Here is a 20,532-nt window from a genome sequence, read left to right as displayed (position 1 = left end):
CCATGGGTAGGCGGGGTCGGTGACCGCACCCCTGCACGCCCTGGACCGAGGAGGCGACGGGCTCCCCGTCGTCCTGCTGCACGCCTTCCCGCTGGACCACCGGGTGTGGGACGACGTGGTCGCCCTGCTCCCGGCCGACCTGCGCCCGATCGCCGTCGACCTGCCCGGGCTGGGCTCGCCGACCGTGGGGGAGCCCTCGCTGGAGCGCGCCGTCGACGGGGTGCTCGCCCTGCTCGACGACCTCGGCCTGGACCGCGCGGTGGTCGCCGGGCTGTCCACCGGCGGCTACGTGGCCGCGATGCTCGCTGGTCGCGCGCCCGAGCGGGTCGCCGCGCTCGCGCTGTGCGACACCACCACCGTGGTCGGGCCGCCCGACGAGCCCGACGCCCGGCAGGAGACCGCCCGCCAGCTGGAGGGCGCGCTCGGCATCGCCGCGGTGATGGACTCCGTCACCGACGGTCTCGGGCCGCACGCCGGACCCGAGCTCGCCGGCCGGGTGGCGCAGATGATCGAGGGGCAGGTGCCGGGCGACGTCGCCTGGGTCTGTCGCGCGCTGGCCGTCCGGCCCGACACCACCGAGGCGCTGCGCGCCCACCCCGGCCCGGTCCTGCTGCTGTTCGGCGAGCACGACACCCCGACGCCGCCGGAGCAGCGGCTGCCCGAGCTGCAGGCGGTGCGGCCGGACGCGACCAGCGTCGTCGTCCCCGGCTCGGGGCACCTCACCGCGCTCGAGCAGCCGGCCGCCGTGGCCGACGCGCTGGCCGCGCTGGCCGGCCGGGCCTCCTAGGGGGCCTGCTCGGTCAGCTGCTCGGCGGGCTCTCCGGCGGGGTCCTCGACGAGCTCGTCCTCACCGGCGGTGACGGCGTCGTCCTCGGTGGAGGCGAGGTCGGCGCCCTCGCCGAGTGCGCCGGGGTCGGCCTGGGTGGTGCGGGGGTCGTTCAACGGGTCCGGGACGTCGGGATCGGTGACGGTCATGGGCGCGGGTCTTCCCCGCGGGCGCCGGGACGAACCACACTGGCGCCCGAGGAGGCCACCGATGACCGAGCCAGGGACCACGGACAGCACCCCCGCGGGCGCACGCCTGCAGTTCACCCGGCACTGGGACGTGCCCGCCGCCGAGGTGTGGGCGGCGCTCACCGCGCCCGACCGGCTGGCCCGCTGGTTCGGCACCTACGACGGGCCCCGGGAACCCGGCGGCACCGGACTGCTGACCATGACCGCCGAGGACGGCGCCACCGGCGAGCCGCTGACCGTCGTGGAGTGTGCTGAGGGACGACGGCTGTCGGTGGCCTGGGGGGCACCCGACCACTGGGCGGTCGACCTGGACCTGGCCGAGGTCGGCGGTGCCACGACGCTGGTGTTCAGCCAGGTCTTCCGGGGGGCCGCGGACGTGCCGGACGACGTCGCCCTCGGGTGGCACTGGTACCTCGACCGGCTCGACGCCGAGGTGCGCGGCACCGCCGCGCCGCCGGCCTGGGAGGAGTTCCTCGCCGGCACGGCGCCGCGGTACGGCGCCTGAGTCAGCTGCGCGGCGGGGCCAGCTGCACCGGGTCCGGGCCGGTCCACGGGCCGATCGAGCCGAGCAGCCGGTCCCGGGAGGCCAGCCGCGGGCCGGACTGCACCGGCCACGCGTCGTAGGAGCCGCCGGACAGCTCGCGGGCGGCGTGCAGCGGCCAGTTCGGGTCGTCCTGCGCGGCGCGGGCGAGCGCGACGAGGTCGGCCTGCCCGGTGGCCAGCACGGCCTCGGCCTGGGCCGGCTCGGTGATGATCCCGACCGCCATGGTGGGCAGCCCGGAGCCCTCCTTGATCGCCGCCGCGAACGGCACCTGGTAGCCGTAGCCGATCGGGTGCTGCCACCCGCCGCCGATGCCACCGCCCGAGGCGTCCACCGCGTCGACGCCGAGGGCGGCCAGCTCGCGGGCGAAGGCCACCGTGTCCTCGATCGTCGTGCCGTCGGCCGCCCCGTCCACCGAGGACACCCGCACCAGCAGCGGCTTGTCCGCAGGCCAGGCGGCACGGACGGCGGCCACGACCTCCAGCGGGAAGCGCATCCGGGCCTCCAGCGAGCCCCCGTAGCCGTCGGTGCGGGTGTTGGTCAGCGGCGACAGGAACTCGTTGAGCAGGTAGCCGTGTGCGGCGTGCACCTCGACCACGTCGAACCCGGCCTGCTCGGCGCGGTGGGTGGCCGCGACCCAGTCCTGCACCAGGGCGGCGAGCTCGTCGGTGGTCAGCGCGTGCGGGGTCGGCCAGCCCTCGCCCAGGGGCACCTCGCTGGGCCCGACCGTCTGCCACGGCTCCTCGCCGGGCAGCGCGTCGGCGGCGGTGACCGGGCCCTCGCCGTCCCAGGGGCGGTGGCTGGAGGCCTTGCCGCCGGCGTGCGCGAGCTGCACGGCCGGGACGGCGCCGTGCTCGCGCAGGAAGGCGGCGACCCGGGCGAGCCCGGCGACCTGTCCGTCGTCCCAGAGCCCCACGTCGCCGTGGCTGATCCGGCCGTCCCGGGTGACCGCGGTGGCCTCCACGACGACGGTGCCGAAGCCGCCCAGGGCGAACCGGCCGAGGTGGACCAGGTGGTGGTCCCCGACCACGCCCTCGACCACGGAGTACTGGCACATGGGGGCGACGACGAGCCGGTTGGGCAGCGTCACCCCGCGCAGGACGAGGGGCGTGGACAGGGTGGGTGCGCTCACACCAGGGCCGAACGGACCCCGGACGGGGGCTCTTCCGACGACCTCGTCACAGCGGGAGACGTCCGAGACGTCCTACCGGCGGGTAGACGTCATGTACGTCATAGATCTCAGGGTGTTGGACCCCCTCCGGCGGCGCTAGCCTTCCCAGATCCCCTGGGGACGACGAGGTCGCCGGGGGAGCCAAGTCGATTGCACCAGCGCCGGTGTGAGACCCGCACCAGGCGTTCACCAGGATGGAGACGCCTGTGACGTCCGTGGCCACACCCGGCATCGAGAACGCCCCCACCGAGCACGCGCAGCTGCTGGCCTGGGTGGCGGAGATGGCTGAGCTGACCACGCCCGACCAGGTGGTCTGGGTCGACGGCAGCGACGAGGAGTGGACCCGGCTCACCGAGTCCCTCGTGGCCGCCGGCACCTTCACCCGCCTCACCGCGAAGCCGAACTCCTTCCTGGCCCAGTCCGACCCCAGTGACGTCGCCCGGGTCGAGGACCGCACCTACATCTGCTCGGTCGACGAGGCCGACGCCGGTCCCACCAACAACTGGATGGAACCGGCCGAGATGAAGGCCGTCATGACCGAGCTGTACCGGGGGTGCATGCGCGGTCGGACGATGTACGTCATCCCGTTCTGCATGGGCCCGATCGAGGCCGAGGCGCCGATGTTCGGCGTCGAGCTCACCGACTCCGAGTACGTCGTGGTCTCCATGCGCGTGATGGCCCGGATCGGCACCGCCGCCCTGCAGGCCATGGGCACCGACCGCCCGTTCGTGCCCGCCATGCACTCCCTGGGCGCCCCGCTGGCCGAGGGCCAGGCCGACGTCGCGTGGCCGTGCAGCGAGACCAAGTACATCGTCCAGTTCCCCGAGGAGCGGATGATCTGGTCCTACGGCTCGGGCTACGGCGGCAACGCCCTGCTGGGCAAGAAGTGCTACTCGCTGCGGATCGCCTCGGTCATGGCCCGCGACGAGGGCTGGCTGGCCGAGCACATGCTCATCCTCAAGCTGACCAACCCCGAGGGCGTCGTGCACTACATCGCCGCGGCGTTCCCCTCGGCGTGCGGCAAGACCAACCTGGCGATGCTCGAGCCCACCATCCCGGGCTGGAAGGTCGAGACCCTCGGCGACGACATCGCCTGGATGCGGTTCGGTGAGGACGGCCGGCTCTACGCCCTCAACCCCGAGTTCGGCCTGTTCGGCGTCGCGCCGGGCACCGGCTGGGACACCAACCCCAACGCGATGCGCACCATCGACCAGGGCAACTCGGTGTTCACCAACGTCGCGCTCACCGACGACGGCGACATCTGGTGGGAGGGGATGACCGAGGAGCCCCCGGCGCACCTCACCGACTGGAAGGGCCGGGACTGGACGCCGGACGCAGGCGAGCCCAGCAGCCACCCGAACAGCCGGTTCTGCACCCCGATCACCCAGTGCCCGATCCTCGCGCCGGAGTACGACGACCCGAAGGGCGTGCCGATCTCGGCGATCCTCTTCGGCGGACGCCGCAAGACCACGATCCCGCTGGTCAGCGAGGCGCGGGACTGGAACCACGGCGTCTTCATGGGGGCCACGCTGTCCTCGGAGACCACCGCTGCGGCCACCGGGGCCGTCGGCGTCGTCCGCCGCGACCCCTTCGCCATGCTGCCGTTCATCGGCTACAACGCCGGTGACTACGTCAACCACTGGGTGGAGACCGGCAAGGGCGCCGACGCCACCAAGCTGCCGAAGATCTTCTACGTCAACTGGTTCCGCCGGGACGACGAGGGCGGCTTCCTGTGGCCGGGCTTCGGGGAGAACTCCCGGGTGCTCAAGTGGGTCGTCGAGCGCCTGGAGGGCACCGCGTCGGCCGTCGAGACCGCCGTGGGCCACGTGCCGACCGCCCGCTCGCTGGACGTCGAGGGCCTCGGGATGACCGACGAGCAGGTCGAGGCTGCGCTGGCGGTGAAGTCCGAGGAGTGGCAGGCCGAGGTCCCGCAGATCACCGAGTGGTTCGAGAAGTTCGGCGACAAGCTGCCGACGACCATGTGGGACGAGCTGGAGATCCTCAAGAGCCGGCTGGCCTGACGGGAGGGGGGATCCGGAGCGGCTGACCGGGTCCCCCAGCTCCAGCGGTTAGCGTCGGGGGCATGAGGCACCTGCTGGGGATCGTCGTCGGGCTCGTGCTCACTGCTGCGGCACTGGCCGTCACCGCCGTCGGGGTGGGCCAGCTGGGCCTGGCCGCCACGACCCGGGACCCCAGCAGCACCGGGCTGGCCTGGGTGCTGGTCGGCGGTGTGCTGTTCGGGCTGCTCGCCGCGTCCCGCCGGGTCTCCCCGGTCAGCCCGTTCCTCGGCGGTGCGCTGCTGATCGCCGGCGTCGTCCTCACGGTGCAGGACGTCGCCCGGGTGCTGCCCGACGTGGGCGACGGCGACCTGAGCCGCGGCCTGGACCAGCTGGTCTACACCGGGACGGCGGCCGTCATCGGTGCGCTGCTGGTCGTGCTGGCGCTGGTCCCCCAGGGGCGCCGGGTGCGCCGGGCCAAGGGCGACGACGGCCGGGAGGACGACGGGTTCACCGCCGTCCCGCAGAGCTCGCCGCAGGCCTGGAGCCCGCCGCAGGGCTGACCCGCCCGTCCCTCCCCACCCCGCCCCTCGGAGGCCCTCTCCCCGTGCCGAACCCGTACCTGCACGTGCTGCGCACCCCGCACGCCCTCCCGATGGTGGCTGCGGCGTTCATCGGACGGCTCCCGCTGTCGATGATCGGGCTGGGCAGCGTGCTGCTGGTGCAGGACTACACCGGCTCCTACGCCCTGGGTGGCGGGGTGGCCGCGGTCGGTGCGGTGGCCACCGCGATCAGCGGCCCGGTGCTCGGGCGGCTGGCCGACACCCTGGGCCAGCGCCGGGTGCTGCTGCCGGTGCTGCTGGCCTTCATCGTGGCCGGCTTCCTCTTCCTGTTCTCGGTCCGCGAGGGCTGGCCGCTGTGGACGACGTTCGCGTCCGTGGCCGTCGCCGGGGCCGCCATCCCGCCGGTCGGGTCGATGATCCGGGTGCGCTGGACCCACCTGCTGCGCGGGACGCCGCGACTGCCCACCGCGCTGGCCATGGAGTCGGTGGTCGACGAGTTCGTCTTCATCGTCGGGCCGGTGCTGGTGACCTTCCTGTCCACCACCGGGCACACCACCTCCGGCGTGGTCACCGCCTTCTCCCTGGCGGTCGTGGGCAGCCTGCTGTTCGCCGCGCAGGGCAGGACGCAGCCGCCCGCGCACGGGCACGCCAGCCGGCAGGGCCCCTCGGCGATGCGGACGGCGGGCCTGCGGGTGCTGTTCGTCGTCGGGCTGGCCGTCGGCACGATCCTGGGCACCCTGGAGATCGCGCTCGTCGCCTTCGCCGACCAGGTCGGGGCCAAGTCGTACTCCGGCCTGCTCATCGCGGCCCTGGCCGTGGGCTCGATGGCCTCGGGCATCGGCTGGGGGCTGCTGCACTTCCGGTCCCCGGTCCGCCGCCGGCTGCTCCTGGTGCTGGTCGCCTTCCCCGTGCTGAGCCTGCCGCTGCTGGTGGTCGACGACCTCTGGGTGATCCTCCCGTTCGTCGTGGTGTCCGGCTTCGCGGTGTCCCCGGCGCTGATCAGCGCCTTCACGCTGGCCGAGGTGCTGGTGCCGCGGGTCTGCGTCACCGAGGCCTTCACCTGGATCGGCACCGCGCTCGCCCTGGGGGTCGCGATCGGCGCCTCGGCCGCGGGCAAGGTGGCCGACGACGCCGGGGCGAACGCCGCGTTCGGGGTGGCGCTGGGCGCCGCGGTGCTGGCCGCCGCCGCTGTCGGGGTGTGCCAGAAGCTGCTCGTGGTGCCGGCCGAGCACGTGGCCGAGCCGGCTCTCGCGCGCTGACCGGGCCGAACCCCACCAATCTGATCGGGATTGACGGGTGTCGGGGTCGCCTGGTGTGATGAGGCCGTGACGTACTCGCTGCTGCTGCACCGCAGGTCCACCGTGGACCTGCTGCGTACGGCCAGCGCGCTGTGTCCGGGTCGCTGATCCCCCCGCGCCCGCACCAGCCCCCGTCGGCGGCCTCTGAGAGCCGCCGCGCCCACGTCCCGTGAGGAACCCGTGACCAGCACCGTGCTGTCCAGCTCCGCCCTGTCCACCTCCCGCTCCACCGGCCCCGTCGGCCGCGCCGGCCAGGCCACCGAGGCCACCCGCCCGGCCGGTCAGGCCGCGCTCGCCGTCGCCCTGGCCGTGCGCACCGACCTGTGGTCGCACCTCGTCGAGTACCGCGAGGAGAGCCGGTGGACCCACCTGCTCCCCACCGCCGACCTCGCGCCCGCGCTGGACCCCTCCCTGCACCCCGAGCTCGCCGAGTCCCAGGTCTGGCTGCTGTCCTGGCTGCCCGGACAGGGCACCCCGCTGCACGACCACGGCGCCTCCTCGGGGGCCTTCGCCGTCGCCCGCGGCACGCTGACCGAGCGGGTGGTCGCCGGGCGTGACGGCCGGGCCCCGCACCAGAGCACGGCGGACCTCGCCGCCGGACGGGTCCGGTTCTTCGGGCCGCACTACGTGCACCAGGTGGTCAACACGCTGCACGAGCCCGCGGTGAGCGTGCACGTCTACAGCCCGCGGCTGACCCTGATGAACACCTACCGGGTCGACCCCGCGGGCCTGGTCCGGGTCAGCACCGAGCGTGCCGGGGTGGACTGGTGACCAGCCTCCTCCAGCGCCCGGCCGGCGCCCGCTCCATCGACGACCTGCTCGCCGACGCCCGCTCCCGGATCACCCGGGTCACCCCCGCCGAGGCCGCCGCCCGCTGGGCCGCCGGCGGCCACCTGGTCGACATCCGCCCGGCCGCCCAGCGCGCCCGGGAGGGCTGGGTGCCCGGCGCGACCGTCGTGGAGCGCAACGTCCTCGAGTGGCGCTTCGACCCGACGAGCGACGCCCGGCTGCCCGAGGCCACCGGGTACGACGTCGACGTCCTGGTGCTGTGCTCGGAGGGCTACACCTCCAGCCTGGCCGCCGACGCCCTGCGGTCGATCGGCCTGACCAGCGCCACCGACGTCATCGGCGGGTTCCACGACTGGGTGGCCGCCGGGCTGCCGCACGTGCTGGGCACCGACGCCGGCGCCCCGCTCGGCGGCCCGACCCACTGACCCGCGACCGGCTCGTGGGGACGCTCGACGGAGGGGCGTCCCCGCGGGCCGGTCGTGCTTGCATGAGCAGGTGACCCGCCCCCGCCCGGCCGCCGGCGGGGGCCGGGACCTGGGCATCGCCCCGGAGCGGCTGGGCCGGTGGCTCGACGGGGTCGCCGACCGGCACGGCGCGTTCACCGAGGTGCTGGTGGCCGGCCAGCACGTGCGGGTGACCTGCGCGGACAGCACCACGCTGACCCTGCGGCCGCCCTTCCCCTGGGAGCCCGGGCCGGCACCGCTGACCGCGCTGACCACCCAGGCCCAGCGCCCCCACCGGGCCGCCGTCCTCCTGGTGCGCCGGGGCCGGTGGGCGGTGGGGGTCTTCGACGGGACCACGCTCGTGGTCTCCAAGGTCGACGCCCGCCAGGTGCAGGGGCGCACCGCGGCCGGTGGGTGGTCCCAGCAGCGGTTCGCCCGCCGGCGCGGCAACCAGACCGACGCCGTCGTCGACCACGCGGTGGAGACCGCCGTCCGGGTCCTGCTGCCGCACGCCGCCGGCTGTGCGGCCCTGGCCACCGGGGGCGACCGCGGGCTGGTCGCCGAGGTGCTCGCCGACCCCCGGCTGGCCCCGGTCGCGGCCCTGCCCCGCACCGACCCGCTGGACGTCGGGGAGCCCACCAAGGTCGTGCTGCTCGAGGCCGCGGCCCAGCTGCGCGCGGTGCGTGTGCACCTGGTGGAGCCTGGTGACCGGGCGACGAGCACATAGGGTCCGGGGATGACCGAGGACCAGCCCAGCGCCATCGGCCGGCGGCGCGCCGCCGCGCAGGGTGAGGCGCGGACCGCCTACAAGGAGCGGCGCGACGAGATCATCGCCGCGGCCGCGGGGCTGTTCAAGACGCACGGCTTCCGGGGCACCAGCATCGGCCAGATCGCCGAGGCGATGAACACCGACCGCGCGACGCTCTACTACTACGTGGGCAGCAAGGAAGAGCTGTTCGACGAGGTGGTCAGCGACGCGGTGCGGGCCAACGTCGCCCGGGCGCAGGCCATCCGGGACGGCGCGGGCGAGGCTCCGGACAAGCTGGCCCGCCTGGTCACCGAGCTGATGGACTCCTACGCGGCGTCCTATCCCTTCCTCTACGTGTTCATCCAGGAGAACCTGAGCCACGTCGGGGAGAAGCGCAGCGAGTGGTCGCACGAGATGCGTGAACTCAACCGGGCCTACCAGGAGTGCGTGGTCGACATCATCACCGCGGGCATCGCCGAGGGCACCGTCCGCCCGGTGGCCGAGCCGTGGGTGCTGGCCTACGGGCTGATCGGCATGGTCGGCTGGACCAACCGCTGGTTCAACCCGACGAAGTCCGACGTGGACGCCGCGACCATCGGCCGGGCCTACGCCGACGTGGTGCTGGACGGGCTCCGCGCCCGCTGAGGGCTCAGTTCCCGGTCCACTCCGGCGGGCGCTTCTCGGCGAAGGCCCGGGCGCCCTCGCGGGCGTCGGCGGAGGCCAGCACCTGGTCCAGCAGCACCTGCTGGCGGTCCCACAGCTCCTCGACCGGCCAGTCCGGCGAGGTCTGCACGACCTGCTTGGTGACCCGGACGGCCAGCGGTCCGTTGCGGGCGATCCGGCCGGCCAGGTCCAGCGCGCCCTCGAGTGCGCCGCCCGGGGCGGTGAGCCGGTTGACCAGCCCCCAGCGGGCGGCCTCGGTGGCCGGCAGCGGGTCGCCGGTGAGCGCGTGCTCCAGCGCGATGGCCGGCGGGATGCGCTTCGGGAGCCGGATCAGGCCCCCGGCGCCGGCGAACAGCCCGCGGGTGACCTCGGGGATGCCGAACACCGCGTCCTCGGCGGCGACCACCAGGTCGCAGGCCAGCACCAGCTCGCAGCCCCCGGCCAGCGCGTAGCCCTCGACGGCGGCGATGAGCGGGGTGGCCGGCGGGGTGCGGGTGATGCCGCCGAAGCCCCGACCGGGCAGCTCGGGGAGGTCGCCGGTGAGGAACGCCCCCAGGTCCATCCCGGCGCAGAAGGTGCCCCCGGCGCCGGTGAGCACGCCGACGGTGAGCGTGGGGTCGGCGTCGAGGGAGTCGACGGCGGCGGCCAGCGAGCGGGCCATCGCGCCGTCCACCGCGTTGCGCTTGGCAGGCCGGTCCAGTGTGATCACCAGCACCGGGCCGTGCCGGTCGACGCGGACCGTCTCGCTCATCGCAGACCTCCTCGAGGACGCTGCCCGGGGGCGGCGTCAACGTGTACGTTGACGCGACGGTACAGCCAGGGCTCGACGAGGAGGACCAGGTGGCAGCGCAGCAGGGGGTGGGCGTCGTCGGCGCCGGGACGATGGGGGTGGGCATCGCCTACGTCTTCGCCGTCACCGGGGCCCGGACGACGGTGGTCGAGCCCGACGCCGACCGGATGGCCGCGGTCCGCCGGGAGATCGCCGATGCCGCGGCCGCCGGGGTCCGCCGCGGCAAGCTGTCGGAGGAGACCGCCGCCGGCCTCGACGCCGCGATCGAGCACGTGACCTCGGCCGACCGGCTGCCCGAGGGCCTGGACCTGGTCGTGGAGACCGTGCCGGAGGACCTGGACCTCAAGCGCCGGGTGCTGGCCGCCTGCGAGGCCCGCCGGCCCGCGGTGCTGGCCAGCAACACCAGTGCGCTGTCCATCGACACCCTGGCCGCCGACCTGGCCCGGCCCGAGGACTTCCTCGGCCTGCACTTCTTCAACCCGGTCTGGTCCATCCCGGTGGTCGAGGTGGTCCGCGGCGCGCGCACCAGCCCCGCCACGCTGGAGACGGCGCTGGCCGCGGTGGCCGGCATCGGGAAGGAGTCCGCCGTCGTCGCCGACGCCCCGGGCTTCGCCACCAGCCGGCTGGACGTCGTCGCCGCGCTGGAGGCCATCCGGATGGTCGAGCAGGGCGTCGGCGAGCCCGCCGACATCGACCGCGCGATCCAGCTGGCCTACCGGCACCCGGTCGGTCCGCTGCGGCTCACCGACATCGTGGGCCTCGACGTCCGGCTGCACATCGCCCGCAACCTGGAGAACGCGCTGGGCCCGCAGTTCGCCCCGCCGCAGCTGCTCGTGGACAAGGTCGCCGCCGGCGAGCTGGGCGTGAAGTCCGGCCGGGGCTTCTACGACTGGTGATGCGCGGAGCGCCGCCGCTCCGCAGGCGCGGGGGCCCGCAGGGTCTCCCGACCAGGAGTGGCCGTCCCGCTCGGCGCACGCCACCCGGCACCTGGTGCGGTGCGGTCCGGAGGACCGCGATGTCATCGCTTGACGTGGCCCAGGCCACTCCCTACCGTCAACGGCAGCGTTGACGAACCAACAGAGGAGCACCCCGTGAACGGAACCCCGGTCGGTCTGCCCGGCAAGGGCTCGCGGATCAGCGACACCACCCAGGAGCGCCGGGACCTCCGCGAGGCCGTCGGGCAGCTCGTCGGCAGCTACGGCCGGTCCTACTTCCAGGAGGTCGTCGGCAAGGGCGAGAAGGCCGACGCGCTCTGGTCGGACATGGGCAAGGCCGGGTTCCTCGGCGTCCACCTGCCCGAGGAGTACGGCGGCGGGGGCGGCGGGCTGGCCGACCTGGCGGTGGTCATCGAGGAGATGGCCAGCCAGGGCTGCCCGATGTTCATGGTCGTGATCAGCCCGGCCATCGCCGGCACCGTGCTCACCGCGCACGGCACGCCCGAGCAGAAGCAGAAGTACCTGCCCGGGATCGCCGACGGCACGTTCCGGATGGCCTTCGCCATCACCGAGCCCGACGCCGGCTCCAACACCCACAAGATCACCACCACCGCGCACAAGGACGGCGACGGCGGCTGGCGGCTGCGCGGTCAGAAGTACTGGACCTCGGGCGTGGACGAGTGCCAGGCGCTGCTGGTGGTGGCCCGCGACGCCGAGCCCGGTCCCGACGGCCGGCACACGCTGTCGCTGTTCATCTGCGACACCGATGCCCCCGGGCTGACCTTCCAGCAGCTGGACTCGGCGCTGCAGCTGCCCGAGAAGCAGTTCATGACGTTCTTCGACGACGTCCCGGTGGAGCGCGCCGGCCTGGTCGGCACCGAGGGCGAGGGGCTCAAGCAGGTCTTCGCCGGGCTGAACCCCGAGCGCGTCGCCGCGGCCTGCATGGCCAACGGCATCGCCCGGTACGCCCTGGCCAAGGGTGCGCAGTACGCCAACGAGCGCACCGTCTGGAAGACCCCGATCGGGGCGCACCAGGGCGTGGCCCACCCGCTGGCCGAGTCCTACATCGCCGTCGAGCTCGCCCGGCTGATGACCATGCGCGCCGCCGAGATGTCCGACGCCGGGCTGGACGCCGCCGAGGCCTCCAACATCGCCAAGTTCGCCGCCGGTGACGCCGCGGTGAAGGCCCTCGACCAGGCCATCCAGGTGCACGGCGGCAACGGGCTGAGCTACGAGTACGGCCTGGCCGACCTGTGGTTCGTCGCGCGGATGTTCAAGACGGCCCCGGTGAGCCGCGAGATGGTCCTCAACCACGTCGCCCAGCACAGCCTGGGCCTGCCCAAGAGCTACTGAGGCATGAGCGTGCCGACGGCGACGACGCTGGCGGGGCTGGTCCGGGAGCTCGGCGCCACCCGCGCCGAGGCCCCCGCGGTCACCCTGGGGGACACCACCCGCACCTTCGGCGAGCTCCACGCCCGCAGCTCCCGGGTCGCCCGGGCGCTGCAGGCCGCCGGGGTCACCCCCGGTGACCGGGTCGGCGTGCTGGACAAGAACGCCCCGACGTTCTACGAGGTCGTGTTCGGTGCCGCCAAGCTCGGTGCGGTCACCGTGGGGCTGAACTTCCGGCTCGCCGCACCCGAGGTGGCCGCGATCGTCGCCGACGCCGCACCCCGCGTGGTCGTCGTCGACCCGGAGTTCGCGGACCTGCTGCCCGCCGACGGTCCGACGGTCGTGCAGCTGGGGGAGGAGTACGAGGCCTGGCTGGGCGACGACGACGCCGACCCCGGGTACGAGCCCGACCCGGACGACGTCGTCCTGCAGCTCTACAGCTCCGGGACCACGGGCAACCCCAAGGGCGCCATGCTCACCTCGGCGAACCTGATGTGGACGCCGCGGATGGGCCGGGAGTTCTACGGCATGGGCCCGGACACGGTGAACCTGGTGCCCTCGCCGCTGTTCCACATCGGCGGCACCGGCTACAGCCTCACCGCACTGGGTCAGGGTGGGCACACCGTGCTGGTCCGCGACATGGACCCGGCGGCCGTGCTGGGGCTGATCGAGCGGCACCGGGTGACGCACACCTTCCTGGTGCCCGCCGTCGTGCAGATGCTGGCCGAGAGCCCGGCGCTGGAGGGCACCGACACCTCGAGCCTGCAGCGGATCGCCTACGGCGCGGCCCCGATGGGGGAGACCCAGCTGCTCAAGGCGATCGCCCTGTTCGGCTGCGACTTCATGGGCGTCTACGGGATGACCGAGACCGCCGGGACCGTGGTCTCGCTCGCCCCGGAGGACCACGACCCGGGCGGCCCCCGCGCCCACCTGCTCCGCTCGGTGGGCCGGCCGCTGCCCTGGCTGGACCTGCGGGTCGTCGACCCGGCGACCGGCGAGGACGCCCCGGTCGGCGGGGTCGGGGAGATCTGGGTCCGCTCGGGCCAGAACACCGTCGGCTACTGGGGGCAGCCCGGGCTGACCGCCGAGACCCTGGTCGAGGGTGGCTGGCTGCGCACCGGCGACGCCGCCTACCTCGACGGCGAGGGCTACCTCTACATGCACGACCGGATCAAGGACATGGTCGTGTCCGGCGGGGAGAACGTGTACCCGGCCGAGGTGGAGAACGTGCTCTACGCCCACCCCGACGTCCTGGAGGCCGCGGTCATCGGCGTCCCGTCGGACCGGTGGGGCGAGACGGTGAAGGCCGTCGTCGTCCGCCGTCCCGGGGCCGGGGTGACGGCGCCGGACCTGATTGCCTTCGTCCGTGACCGGCTGGCGCACTACAAGTGCCCGACCAGCATCGACTTCGCCGACGAACTCCCGCGCAACGCCTCGGGCAAGGTGCTCAAGAAGGTGCTGCGCGAGCCGTTCTGGGTCGGCTCCACCCGGAAGGTGAACTGATGCACGACCTCGCGAGACTGGCCCAGCGGTTCACGATCGACTGGCTGGACCGGGCCGATGCCACGGTGCCGCCGCAGATCATGGCGCCGGGCTACCAGGTGCACATCGGGGACGTCGAGCTCGACGGGCTCGGGGCCTACACCCCGGCCACGGTCGGCCAGCTCGAGCAGTTCCCCGGCCTGCAGCTGACGGTGCACTCCCTGGTGCTCACCGAGGACCGGCTCGCGCTGCACTTCACCGAGCACGGCGCCTCGGTGCGGCACGACCTGCGCGGGGCGGCCTGGACCGGTGTCGCGCTGTTCGCCTGGGACGGCGAGGTGCTCACCGAGAACTGGACCCAGGAGGACTACGCGGCCCGCCGGCGGCAGCTCGCCGACGGGGTGCCCGACACCGTGGGCCCGCCGATGGTGGCGCCCTGGACGACGCAGCCGGCGGCGCCCGACCCGGCCGCCGAGGACGTCGTCCGGGCCTGGCTGGGGTCGGCCCAGCCCGGCTTCGACAGCGTGACCTGGGACGACGGGCTGACGGCTGCGCTGGTGCGACCCCGGGGGCTGGAGGTCGCCGAGCTGTTCTCCGCCGGCTCCACGGTCGCGTTCGCCGCGACCCAGACCGGGGAGTTCCTGGGCACCGACGAGCTGCCGGCCGACGGGGGACCGGTCCGTCTCGGCCTGGCCGGGCTGGTCACGGTGGCCGACGGCGTCGTCTCCGGCGGCGTCGTGGTCAGCGACCGGCACGGCCTGCTGAGGTCCCGCAGCCGGCGCTGACGACCCCGCTCCGACGAGCCGGACGACCTGCGGGTCGTCCGGCCCCTCGTCGTGCCCGACGTTCGGGTCACGGCCCGGGAACGATCCCGCCGGCTGTCAACAGGAGGGTTGACGGGCGTGGTCCGGGTCACCTAGCTTGCTCCGCAGTGGAGGACCTGAGCCACGCCTGAGCACCCTGCGGACGACGAGGAGACCCCGATGAGCCAGCCCGGCCCGACCGCGCCGTCCCTCGACGGGCGCACCGTGCTCGTGACCGGGGGAGCGTCTGGGATCGGTGCCGGTGCCGTCGTGGTGCTCGCCGCCCGGGGGGCGCACGTCGTCGTCGCCGACCGTGACCTCGACGGCGCCACCGCCGTCGCCGAGGCGGCCACCGCCGCCGGCGGCTCGGCCGAGGCGGTCGAGGTCGACGTCACCGACCGGGCCGCGGCGCAGGCGCTCTTCGACGGCCTGCGCGGGCGCGGGGTCCTCGTCGACGGCCTGGTGAACAGCGCCGGCGTGGCCAGCCGGGTCGCCTTCACCGACATGCCCGACGACGAGTGGGACCGGGTCATCGCGGTCAACCTGACCGGCACGACGACCATGACCCAGCTGCTGGCGAGGGAACTGCTCGCCCGCGGTGCGACCGGCTCGATCGTCAACCTGGCCTCGGTGATGGCCCACTTCGCCACCCTCAACGTGGCCTCCTACGCCGCGTCCAAGGGCGGGGTCGCCATGCTCACCCGGGTCGCTGCCCTCGAGCTGGCCCCGCAGGGCATCCGGGTCAACGCGGTCAGCCCCGGCTACATCGAGACCGGGATGACCCGCCGCACCTTCTCGGTGCCCCGCTTCCGCGACGCCGTCCTCGCCCGCACCCCGATGGGCCGCTTCGGCACCCCCGACGACGTCGGCCGGGTCATCGCCTTCCTGCTGTCCGACGACGCGGCCTACCTCACCGGCCAGGTCCTGCCCGTCGACGGCGGGATGACCGCCGGCGACGCCTCGATCGCCTCCCCCTCGGCCGCCGAGGTCGCGGCAGCCGGTCTCTGACTGTTTCGGGAAACCGAAGTGCACTACGTTTAACTCGAAGAACTCCTTGACCTCCCGGTGGCCCGCCCCAGAGACTCGGACCACCTCCACCAGCACGCCCCCACCCCCCACCCGACCCGGCACCGTCGCCGGGCCAGCACCCCAGGAGCAGTCCATGAGCAGGTCCACGAAGGTCGCCGTCGGCATCGCGGTCTCCGCCACCGTCCTCGCGGGGTGCGGCGGTGGGTCCGACGACGGCTCCGCAGGGGGCGGCTCGTCCGACGAGCCCATCACCATCGGGGCCACCGTCTCCCTGACCGGCGCCTACGCCTCCTCGGGCACCAACGTCTCCAACGGCTACCAGCTGGCCGTGGACCAGATCAACGCCGACGGTGGGGTGCTCGGCCGTCAGCTCGAGCTCGACCTGCAGGACGACCAGAGCGACGCCGCCGTCGTCGGTCGGCTCTACACCGAGTTCCTCGGCACCGACGAGGTCGACGCCCTGCTCAGCCCCTACGGCAGCGCCCTCGGCGGCCCGGCCGCGCAGCTCGCCGAGCGGTACCAGACCCCCATGGCGCACAGCCAGACGTCCTCCCCGGCGGTGTTCGAGGGCACCGAGTGGAACGTGATGGCCGGTCTCACCCCGGGCTACACCGTCCTGGCCGACGTCCCGGCCTTCGCCGCGGAGAACGGCTACACCCGGATCACGCTGGTCAACAACGACCTGGACGCCTTCTCCGCGATCTGCGACGGCGTCGAGGACGGCATCGAGGACGCCGGCGGCACGCTGGTCGACCGCATCGAGTACGCCGCCTCCACCAGCGACTTCTCCTCCACCGCGCTGCGCATCGCCGAGGGCGACCCCGAGGTCGTCGTCGAGTGCTCCGCGATCCAGGACTCCATCGGCCTCACCCGGGCCATGGACCAGGGCGGCTTCCGCCCCGCGATCATCGCCTCGCCCACCGCCTCGGACCCGGCCTTCGCCGACTCCCTCGGTGAGCTGTCGGCCCGTGCCATCGGCTACAGCGAGTTCTCCGAGAGCCTGGGCTTCGAGGGCAGCGAGGAGTTCGTGCAGGGCTACGACGAGGCCTACGACACCCCGGTGAACAGCCAGGCCGCCGGCGCGTACGCCACGGTCCAGGTGCTCGCCGCCGCCATCGAGGAGGCCGGCAGCACCGACAAGGAGGCCGTCAACACCGCGCTCCACGACGGCTCGTTCGACACGGTCATCGGCACCTACTCCGTCGACGAGACCGGCGTCCAGACCGGCTACTCCCCGATCCTCTTCCAGTACCAGGACGGCGCCCAGGCGGTGGTCTTCCCCTCCGACGAGGCGGGTGCCGTCGCCGCACAGCTGCCCTACTGACCCGCACCGCGTGAGCTGAGGAGGACCGGGTCGTGACGTACGTACAGGTGGTGCTCAACGGCATCCTGCTGGGTGGCTTCTACCTGCTCATGGCGCAGGGGCTGAACCTGGTCTTCGGTGTCATGGGCATCGTCAACCTGGCCCACGGGGCGTTCATCGTCCTCGGCGGGCTCGGGGTCTGGAGCCTGTACGGCGCCGGGGTCAACCCGTTCCTCGGGCTGGTGGTCGTGATGGTGGCCGCTGCCGCCCTCGGCGCGTTCGTGCAGTGGGCGGTCATCGAGCGGATCAAGGGGACGGCGAAGCAGCACGAGCTGCTGACCCTGATGGCCACGTTCGGCCTGTCCTACATCCTGATCAACCTCGGCCAGCAGTACTGGGGCTCGGACTACCGCACCATCGACTTCCTCCAGTCGGCGGTCGTGGTGGGTCCCCTCCGGTTCTCCCTGGCGCTGATCGTCGGCGTCGTGCTCGCCGCGGTCATCACCCTGGGCATCGCGTTCTGGCTCACCCGCACCCGGTCGGGCACCAGCCTCCGGGCGCAGGCGCAGAGCCCGCTCGGGGCCGGGGCCTGCGGGATCAACCCCCGCAGGCTCCGGCTCGTCGGCTTCAGCGTGGGTGCGGCCGTCGCCGCGGCCGCCGGGATGCTCCTGGTGATGACCCAGCCGATCGCCCCCCAGGCGGCCACCAACTTCACCATCGTGGCGTTCGTGGTCATCGCCCTGGGCGGGCTCGGCAACTACAAGGGGGCCGCCGTCGGCGCGCTCCTGGTCGGCGTCGTCCAGACGGTGTCCGGCTACGAGCTCGGCGCCGTGGTCCAGGCGGCGGCGCCCTACCTGATGCTCATCCTGGTGATGCTGTTCAAGCCTGCCGGGCTGCTCTCGAGGAAGGCCTCGGCATGACCGACCCGACCCCCTCCACCGACCGCCCCGCCGGCGGCTCCCTGGTCGCCGGGCTGATGAGCCGGTCCCGCGGGCCCCGGCACACCGGCGGACGGCTGCCCTCCACCCGCAGCGACGTCCTCCAGATCGGGCTGCTCGCCGTCCTCGTCGCGGCGTTCCTGTCCTGGGGGCTGCTGGGCTCGCTGTCGCAGAACCAGCTGGCGATCGACGTCGCGATGTTCGTGGCGCTGGCGTACGCCTTCAACATCATCAGCGGGTTCACCGGCTACATCAGCTTCGGCCAGGTGGTCTTCTTCGGCTTCGGGGCGTTCGCCACCGCGCTGTTGATCATCCACGCGGACGTGCCCTGGTTCCTGGCCGCGGTGCTCGGCGGCATCGGCGGCGCCGTCGTCGCCGTGCCCATCGGCTGGGTCATGCTCCGGCTGCAGGGCATCTACTTCGCCCTCGGCATGTTCGGGCTGGCCTACATCGTCTCGCTGCTGCTGTCCCAGTGGGAGCTGACCGGTGGCTCCACCGGTCTGGTCGTGCCCGGCGTCATCGCCCAGAAGCCGGTCCTGCTGGGCATCACCGGCGTCGCCGTCCTGGCCTTCGCGGTGAACGCCTTCATGGCCCGCTCGCCGTTCGGCCTGCGCGCGATGGCGGTGCGGGACGACGAGCAGGTCGCCGAGGCGATGGGCGTGGCCACCACCCGGGTCAAGGTCGTCACCTTCACGCTCAGCGCCCTGATGCCCGCCCTCGTCGGCGGCATGGTCGCCTACAACCGGGCCTTCATCGACACCTCCACGGTGTTCAACCCGGCGCTGGACCTGCAGGTCATCGTGCTGGTGCTCGCCGGGGGCATCGGCACGCTGTGGGGTCCGCTGATCGGTGCGGTCGTGCTGACGATCGTCAGCGACCAGCTCGCCAGCGCGTTCCCCGACTACCAGCTGGCCCTGTTCGGCCTGCTCATCGTGCTGGTCACCGTCTTCCTGCCCGGCGGCATCGTCTCGCTGGCCAACAAGGTCGGCTGGCTGCGCCGGGAGATCGTCCGCGGGACCACCGACCTGCCGACCGAGGCGGAGCTGGAGAAGCGGCTCACCGCGGCGCACGCCCACCGCAGCCCGGCCGACACCGACGCCGAGCTGCTGGTCTGCCGCGACGTGGGGGTCACCTTCGGCGGCGTGCAGGCGCTGCGCGAGGTCGACTTCACCGTCCGCCGCGGCCAGACGGTGTTCATCATCGGGGCCAACGGCGCCGGCAAGACCACCCTGTTCAACGCGATCGCCGGCGTCGTCACCCCGTCGAAGGGCTCGATCGTCTTCGACGGCCAGCCCGTCGTCGGCGGCGCCCCGGCGCACCGGCTCGCCCGCCGCGGCCTGGCCCGCACCTTCCAGATCCCGCGGCCCTTCGCCTCGATGACCGTCTGGGAGAACGTGTACCTGGCAGCCCTGGGCGGCCGGCACCGCGGCCAGGCCCAGGAGCAGGCGGCCTGGGTGGTGCAGGTGCTGGGGCTGGAGGAGATCCGCTTCCACGCCTCGGACACCCTGGCCGTCGGGCACCGCCGGATGGTCGAGCTCGGCCGCGCCCTGGCGCTGGGCCCGTCGCTGATCCTGCTCGACGAGGTCATGGCCGGGATGAGCGACGAGGAGCTCGAGGTCGTCCGGGACGCCATCCGCCGGATGCCCGCGTTCGGGGTCGACGCCGTCGCCGGCATCGAGCACGTCATCAAGGCCATCGTCGACCTGGCCGACGAGATCGTCGTCATGGACAGAGGAGCCACCATTCTCACCGGCGCACCCACCGAGGTCCTGCGGCATCCCGAGGTGATCCGGGCCTACCTGGGCTCCGGCGTGGGCCTGGGTGTCGGCTCGGCCGACGTCCCCGAGGACGTGACCCCGTGAAGCTCTTCGGCGGCGGGGCCACCCGCGAGCGGGACACCTCCGGCACCGGCCCGGCCCTCGAGGTCGCCGGCCTCACCGCCGGCTACGGCGCCCTCCGGGTGCTCCACGAGGTCTCGCTGAGCGTGGCCCGCAACGAGGTGGTCGGGGTCCTGGGCGCCAACGGGGCCGGCAAGACCACCCTGCTGCGTGCGATCGCCGGCGTCGTCCGGCCCCAGGGCGGCACCGTCACCCTGCTCGGCCGCGACGTCACCGGGCTGCCCGACCACGCGATGACCCGCGCCGGCGTGGGCCACGTGCCCAGCGGCCGCGAGCTGTTCGCCGACATGAGCGTGGAGGACAACCTGGCCATGGGCGGCCAGGCGCTGCCGGCTGCCCGGGCCGCCGAGCTGCGCAGCCGGGTGCTCGAGCTCTTCCCGGCGCTGTCGGCGATGCTCGACCGCCGGGCCGGCTCGATGTCCGGCGGTGAGCAGCAGATGCTGGCCTTCGGCCGGGCCCTGATGACCGACCCGTCGCTGCTGCTGCTCGACGAGCCCTCCACCGGCCTGGCCCCGGCCATCGTGGCCTCGCTGTTCGACGCCCTCCGCGAGCTGATCGCCGCCGGCGGCATGAGCGTGGTCCTGGTCGAGCAGAACGCCGGCCTGGCCCTGGAGGTCGTGGAGCGCGCCTTCGTGCTCCGCCAGGGCCGGATCGTCCTCGAGGGCACCGCCGAGGAGATGCGCGGCGGCAACCTGGTCGACGCCTACCTCGGCGCCTGACCCACCCCCCAGCACGACG

General features: G+C 73.7%; 21 protein-coding genes. 18 read left to right on the top strand and 3 right to left on the bottom strand.

What is annotated here, in order from left to right:
* The first annotated feature begins 31 nt into the window (after window positions 1-31).
* Window positions 32-787 carry an alpha/beta fold hydrolase gene (locus F1C76_07745; GenBank protein QNG39091.1) on the top strand — a complete coding sequence of 252 codons (756 nt, stop codon included), beginning with the start codon at window positions 32-34 and terminating at the stop codon, window positions 785-787.
* On the opposite strand, the gene F1C76_07740 is transcribed toward F1C76_07745, so the two are convergent.
* Window positions 784-975, bottom strand: coding sequence for a hypothetical protein (locus F1C76_07740; GenBank protein QNG36493.1), 192 nt, complete (start codon window positions 973-975; stop codon window positions 784-786). The genes F1C76_07745 and F1C76_07740 overlap by 4 nt on opposite strands.
* A 61-nt stretch (window positions 976-1,036) precedes the next feature.
* On the opposite strand from F1C76_07740, the gene F1C76_07735 reads away from it, so the two are divergent.
* Entirely contained in the window at window positions 1,037-1,519 is a 483-nt protein-coding gene (locus F1C76_07735; protein ID QNG36492.1) for an ATPase, read from the top strand.
* Between the two features lies 1 nt (window position 1,520).
* On the opposite strand, the gene F1C76_07730 is transcribed toward F1C76_07735, so the two are convergent.
* The gene (locus F1C76_07730; GenBank protein QNG36491.1) at window positions 1,521-2,687 is read right to left on the bottom strand and encodes an NADH:flavin oxidoreductase/NADH oxidase; all 1,167 of its coding nucleotides are present in this window, start codon (window positions 2,685-2,687) and stop codon (window positions 1,521-1,523) included.
* A gap of 245 nt (window positions 2,688-2,932) precedes the next feature.
* Between F1C76_07730 and F1C76_07725 the strand changes: the two genes are divergently transcribed.
* The 7 genes from F1C76_07725 to F1C76_07695 all read left to right on the top strand — a co-directional run bounded on the left by F1C76_07725 (window position 2,933) and on the right by F1C76_07695 (window position 9,209).
* The gene (locus F1C76_07725) at window positions 2,933-4,747 is read left to right on the top strand and encodes a phosphoenolpyruvate carboxykinase (GTP) (GenBank protein QNG36490.1); all 1,815 of its coding nucleotides are present in this window, start codon (window positions 2,933-2,935) and stop codon (window positions 4,745-4,747) included.
* Between the two features lie 62 nt (window positions 4,748-4,809).
* Window positions 4,810-5,286 carry a hypothetical protein gene (locus tag F1C76_07720; GenBank protein ID QNG36489.1) on the top strand — a complete coding sequence of 159 codons (477 nt, stop codon included), beginning with the start codon at window positions 4,810-4,812 and terminating at the stop codon, window positions 5,284-5,286.
* Window positions 5,287-5,330: 44 nt separating this feature from the next.
* Window positions 5,331-6,545 (top strand): MFS transporter, encoded by a 1,215-nt coding sequence (locus tag F1C76_07715; GenBank protein QNG36488.1) that lies wholly within the window; start codon window positions 5,331-5,333, stop codon window positions 6,543-6,545.
* A 219-nt stretch (window positions 6,546-6,764) separates the two neighbouring features.
* Window positions 6,765-7,355: a cysteine dioxygenase gene (locus F1C76_07710; protein QNG36487.1), complete on the top strand. Its 591-nt coding sequence runs from the start codon at window positions 6,765-6,767 to the stop codon at window positions 7,353-7,355.
* Window positions 7,356-7,399: 44 nt separating this feature from the next.
* On the top strand, window positions 7,400-7,798 hold the full coding sequence (locus F1C76_07705; protein QNG39090.1) for a rhodanese-like domain-containing protein: 399 nt from the start codon (window positions 7,400-7,402) through the stop codon (window positions 7,796-7,798).
* A 115-nt stretch (window positions 7,799-7,913) separates the two neighbouring features.
* Window positions 7,914-8,543: a hypothetical protein gene (locus tag F1C76_07700; GenBank protein ID QNG39089.1), complete on the top strand. Its 630-nt coding sequence runs from the start codon at window positions 7,914-7,916 to the stop codon at window positions 8,541-8,543.
* A gap of 9 nt (window positions 8,544-8,552) precedes the next feature.
* The gene (locus F1C76_07695) at window positions 8,553-9,209 is read left to right on the top strand and encodes a TetR/AcrR family transcriptional regulator (protein QNG36486.1); all 657 of its coding nucleotides are present in this window, start codon (window positions 8,553-8,555) and stop codon (window positions 9,207-9,209) included.
* A gap of 4 nt (window positions 9,210-9,213) precedes the next feature.
* On the opposite strand, the gene F1C76_07690 is transcribed toward F1C76_07695, so the two are convergent.
* Complete coding sequence (locus tag F1C76_07690) at window positions 9,214-9,978, bottom strand: crotonase/enoyl-CoA hydratase family protein (GenBank protein QNG36485.1); 765 nt, start codon at window positions 9,976-9,978, stop codon at window positions 9,214-9,216.
* Between the two features lie 131 nt (window positions 9,979-10,109).
* Between F1C76_07690 and F1C76_07685 the strand changes: the two genes are divergently transcribed.
* The 9 genes from F1C76_07685 to F1C76_07645 all read left to right on the top strand — a co-directional run bounded on the left by F1C76_07685 (window position 10,110) and on the right by F1C76_07645 (window position 20,513).
* A complete protein-coding gene (locus F1C76_07685) occupies window positions 10,110-10,913 on the top strand; it encodes a 3-hydroxyacyl-CoA dehydrogenase family protein (protein QNG39088.1) in 804 nt (267 codons plus the stop codon).
* Between the two features lie 237 nt (window positions 10,914-11,150).
* Complete coding sequence (locus tag F1C76_07680) at window positions 11,151-12,305, top strand: acyl-CoA dehydrogenase (protein QNG39087.1); 1,155 nt, start codon at window positions 11,151-11,153, stop codon at window positions 12,303-12,305.
* Between the two features lie 3 nt (window positions 12,306-12,308).
* Entirely contained in the window at window positions 12,309-13,844 is a 1,536-nt protein-coding gene (locus F1C76_07675; protein ID QNG36484.1) for a long-chain-fatty-acid--CoA ligase, read from the top strand.
* On the top strand, window positions 13,844-14,608 hold the full coding sequence (locus F1C76_07670; protein QNG36483.1) for an ester cyclase: 765 nt from the start codon (window positions 13,844-13,846) through the stop codon (window positions 14,606-14,608). Before F1C76_07675 ends, F1C76_07670 begins: the two co-directional genes overlap by 1 nt.
* A 198-nt stretch (window positions 14,609-14,806) precedes the next feature.
* Window positions 14,807-15,634 (top strand): SDR family oxidoreductase, encoded by an 828-nt coding sequence (locus tag F1C76_07665; GenBank protein QNG36482.1) that lies wholly within the window; start codon window positions 14,807-14,809, stop codon window positions 15,632-15,634.
* Between the two features lie 154 nt (window positions 15,635-15,788).
* The gene (locus F1C76_07660) at window positions 15,789-16,979 is read left to right on the top strand and encodes an ABC transporter substrate-binding protein (GenBank protein QNG36481.1); all 1,191 of its coding nucleotides are present in this window, start codon (window positions 15,789-15,791) and stop codon (window positions 16,977-16,979) included.
* A gap of 32 nt (window positions 16,980-17,011) precedes the next feature.
* Window positions 17,012-17,878, top strand: a complete 867-nt coding sequence (locus tag F1C76_07655) for a branched-chain amino acid ABC transporter permease (GenBank protein QNG36480.1) — start codon at window positions 17,012-17,014, stop codon at window positions 17,876-17,878.
* Entirely contained in the window at window positions 17,875-19,758 is a 1,884-nt protein-coding gene (locus F1C76_07650) for a branched-chain amino acid ABC transporter ATP-binding protein/permease (GenBank protein QNG36479.1), read from the top strand. Before F1C76_07655 ends, F1C76_07650 begins: the two co-directional genes overlap by 4 nt.
* On the top strand, window positions 19,755-20,513 hold the full coding sequence (locus F1C76_07645; GenBank protein ID QNG36478.1) for an ABC transporter ATP-binding protein: 759 nt from the start codon (window positions 19,755-19,757) through the stop codon (window positions 20,511-20,513). The genes F1C76_07650 and F1C76_07645 overlap by 4 nt, the downstream gene beginning before the upstream one ends.
* Window positions 20,514-20,532: the final 19 nt, after the last annotated feature.

This window comes from Geodermatophilaceae bacterium NBWT11, assembly GCA_014218215.1.
Taxonomy (GTDB): domain Bacteria; phylum Actinomycetota; class Actinomycetes; order Mycobacteriales; family Geodermatophilaceae; genus Klenkia.
The sequence above is the reverse complement of the archived record's forward strand: the minus strand, read 5'-3'. Positions and strand labels throughout refer to the sequence as shown.

Bases quoted from the DNA above. Each gene is read 5' to 3' on its own strand.
- F1C76_07670 (QNG36483.1), top strand. From the start codon at position 13,844: ATGCACGACCTCGCGAGACTGGCCCAGCGGTTCACGATCGACTGGCTG.
- F1C76_07720 (QNG36489.1), top strand. From the start codon at position 4,810: ATGAGGCACCTGCTGGGGATCGTCGTCGGGCTCGTGCTCACTGCTGCG.
- F1C76_07665 (QNG36482.1), top strand. From the start codon at position 14,807: ATGAGCCAGCCCGGCCCGACCGCGCCGTCCCTCGACGGGCGCACCGTG.
- F1C76_07695 (QNG36486.1), top strand. From the start codon at position 8,553: ATGACCGAGGACCAGCCCAGCGCCATCGGCCGGCGGCGCGCCGCCGCG.
- F1C76_07690 (QNG36485.1), bottom strand. From the start codon at position 9,978: ATGAGCGAGACGGTCCGCGTCGACCGGCACGGCCCGGTGCTGGTGATC.
- F1C76_07735 (QNG36492.1), top strand. From the start codon at position 1,037: ATGACCGAGCCAGGGACCACGGACAGCACCCCCGCGGGCGCACGCCTG.
- F1C76_07650 (QNG36479.1), top strand. From the start codon at position 17,875: ATGACCGACCCGACCCCCTCCACCGACCGCCCCGCCGGCGGCTCCCTG.
- F1C76_07660 (QNG36481.1), top strand. From the start codon at position 15,789: ATGAGCAGGTCCACGAAGGTCGCCGTCGGCATCGCGGTCTCCGCCACC.
- F1C76_07740 (QNG36493.1), bottom strand. From the start codon at position 975: ATGACCGTCACCGATCCCGACGTCCCGGACCCGTTGAACGACCCCCGC.
- F1C76_07675 (QNG36484.1), top strand. From the start codon at position 12,309: ATGAGCGTGCCGACGGCGACGACGCTGGCGGGGCTGGTCCGGGAGCTC.
- F1C76_07685 (QNG39088.1), top strand. From the start codon at position 10,110: ATGGGGGTGGGCATCGCCTACGTCTTCGCCGTCACCGGGGCCCGGACG.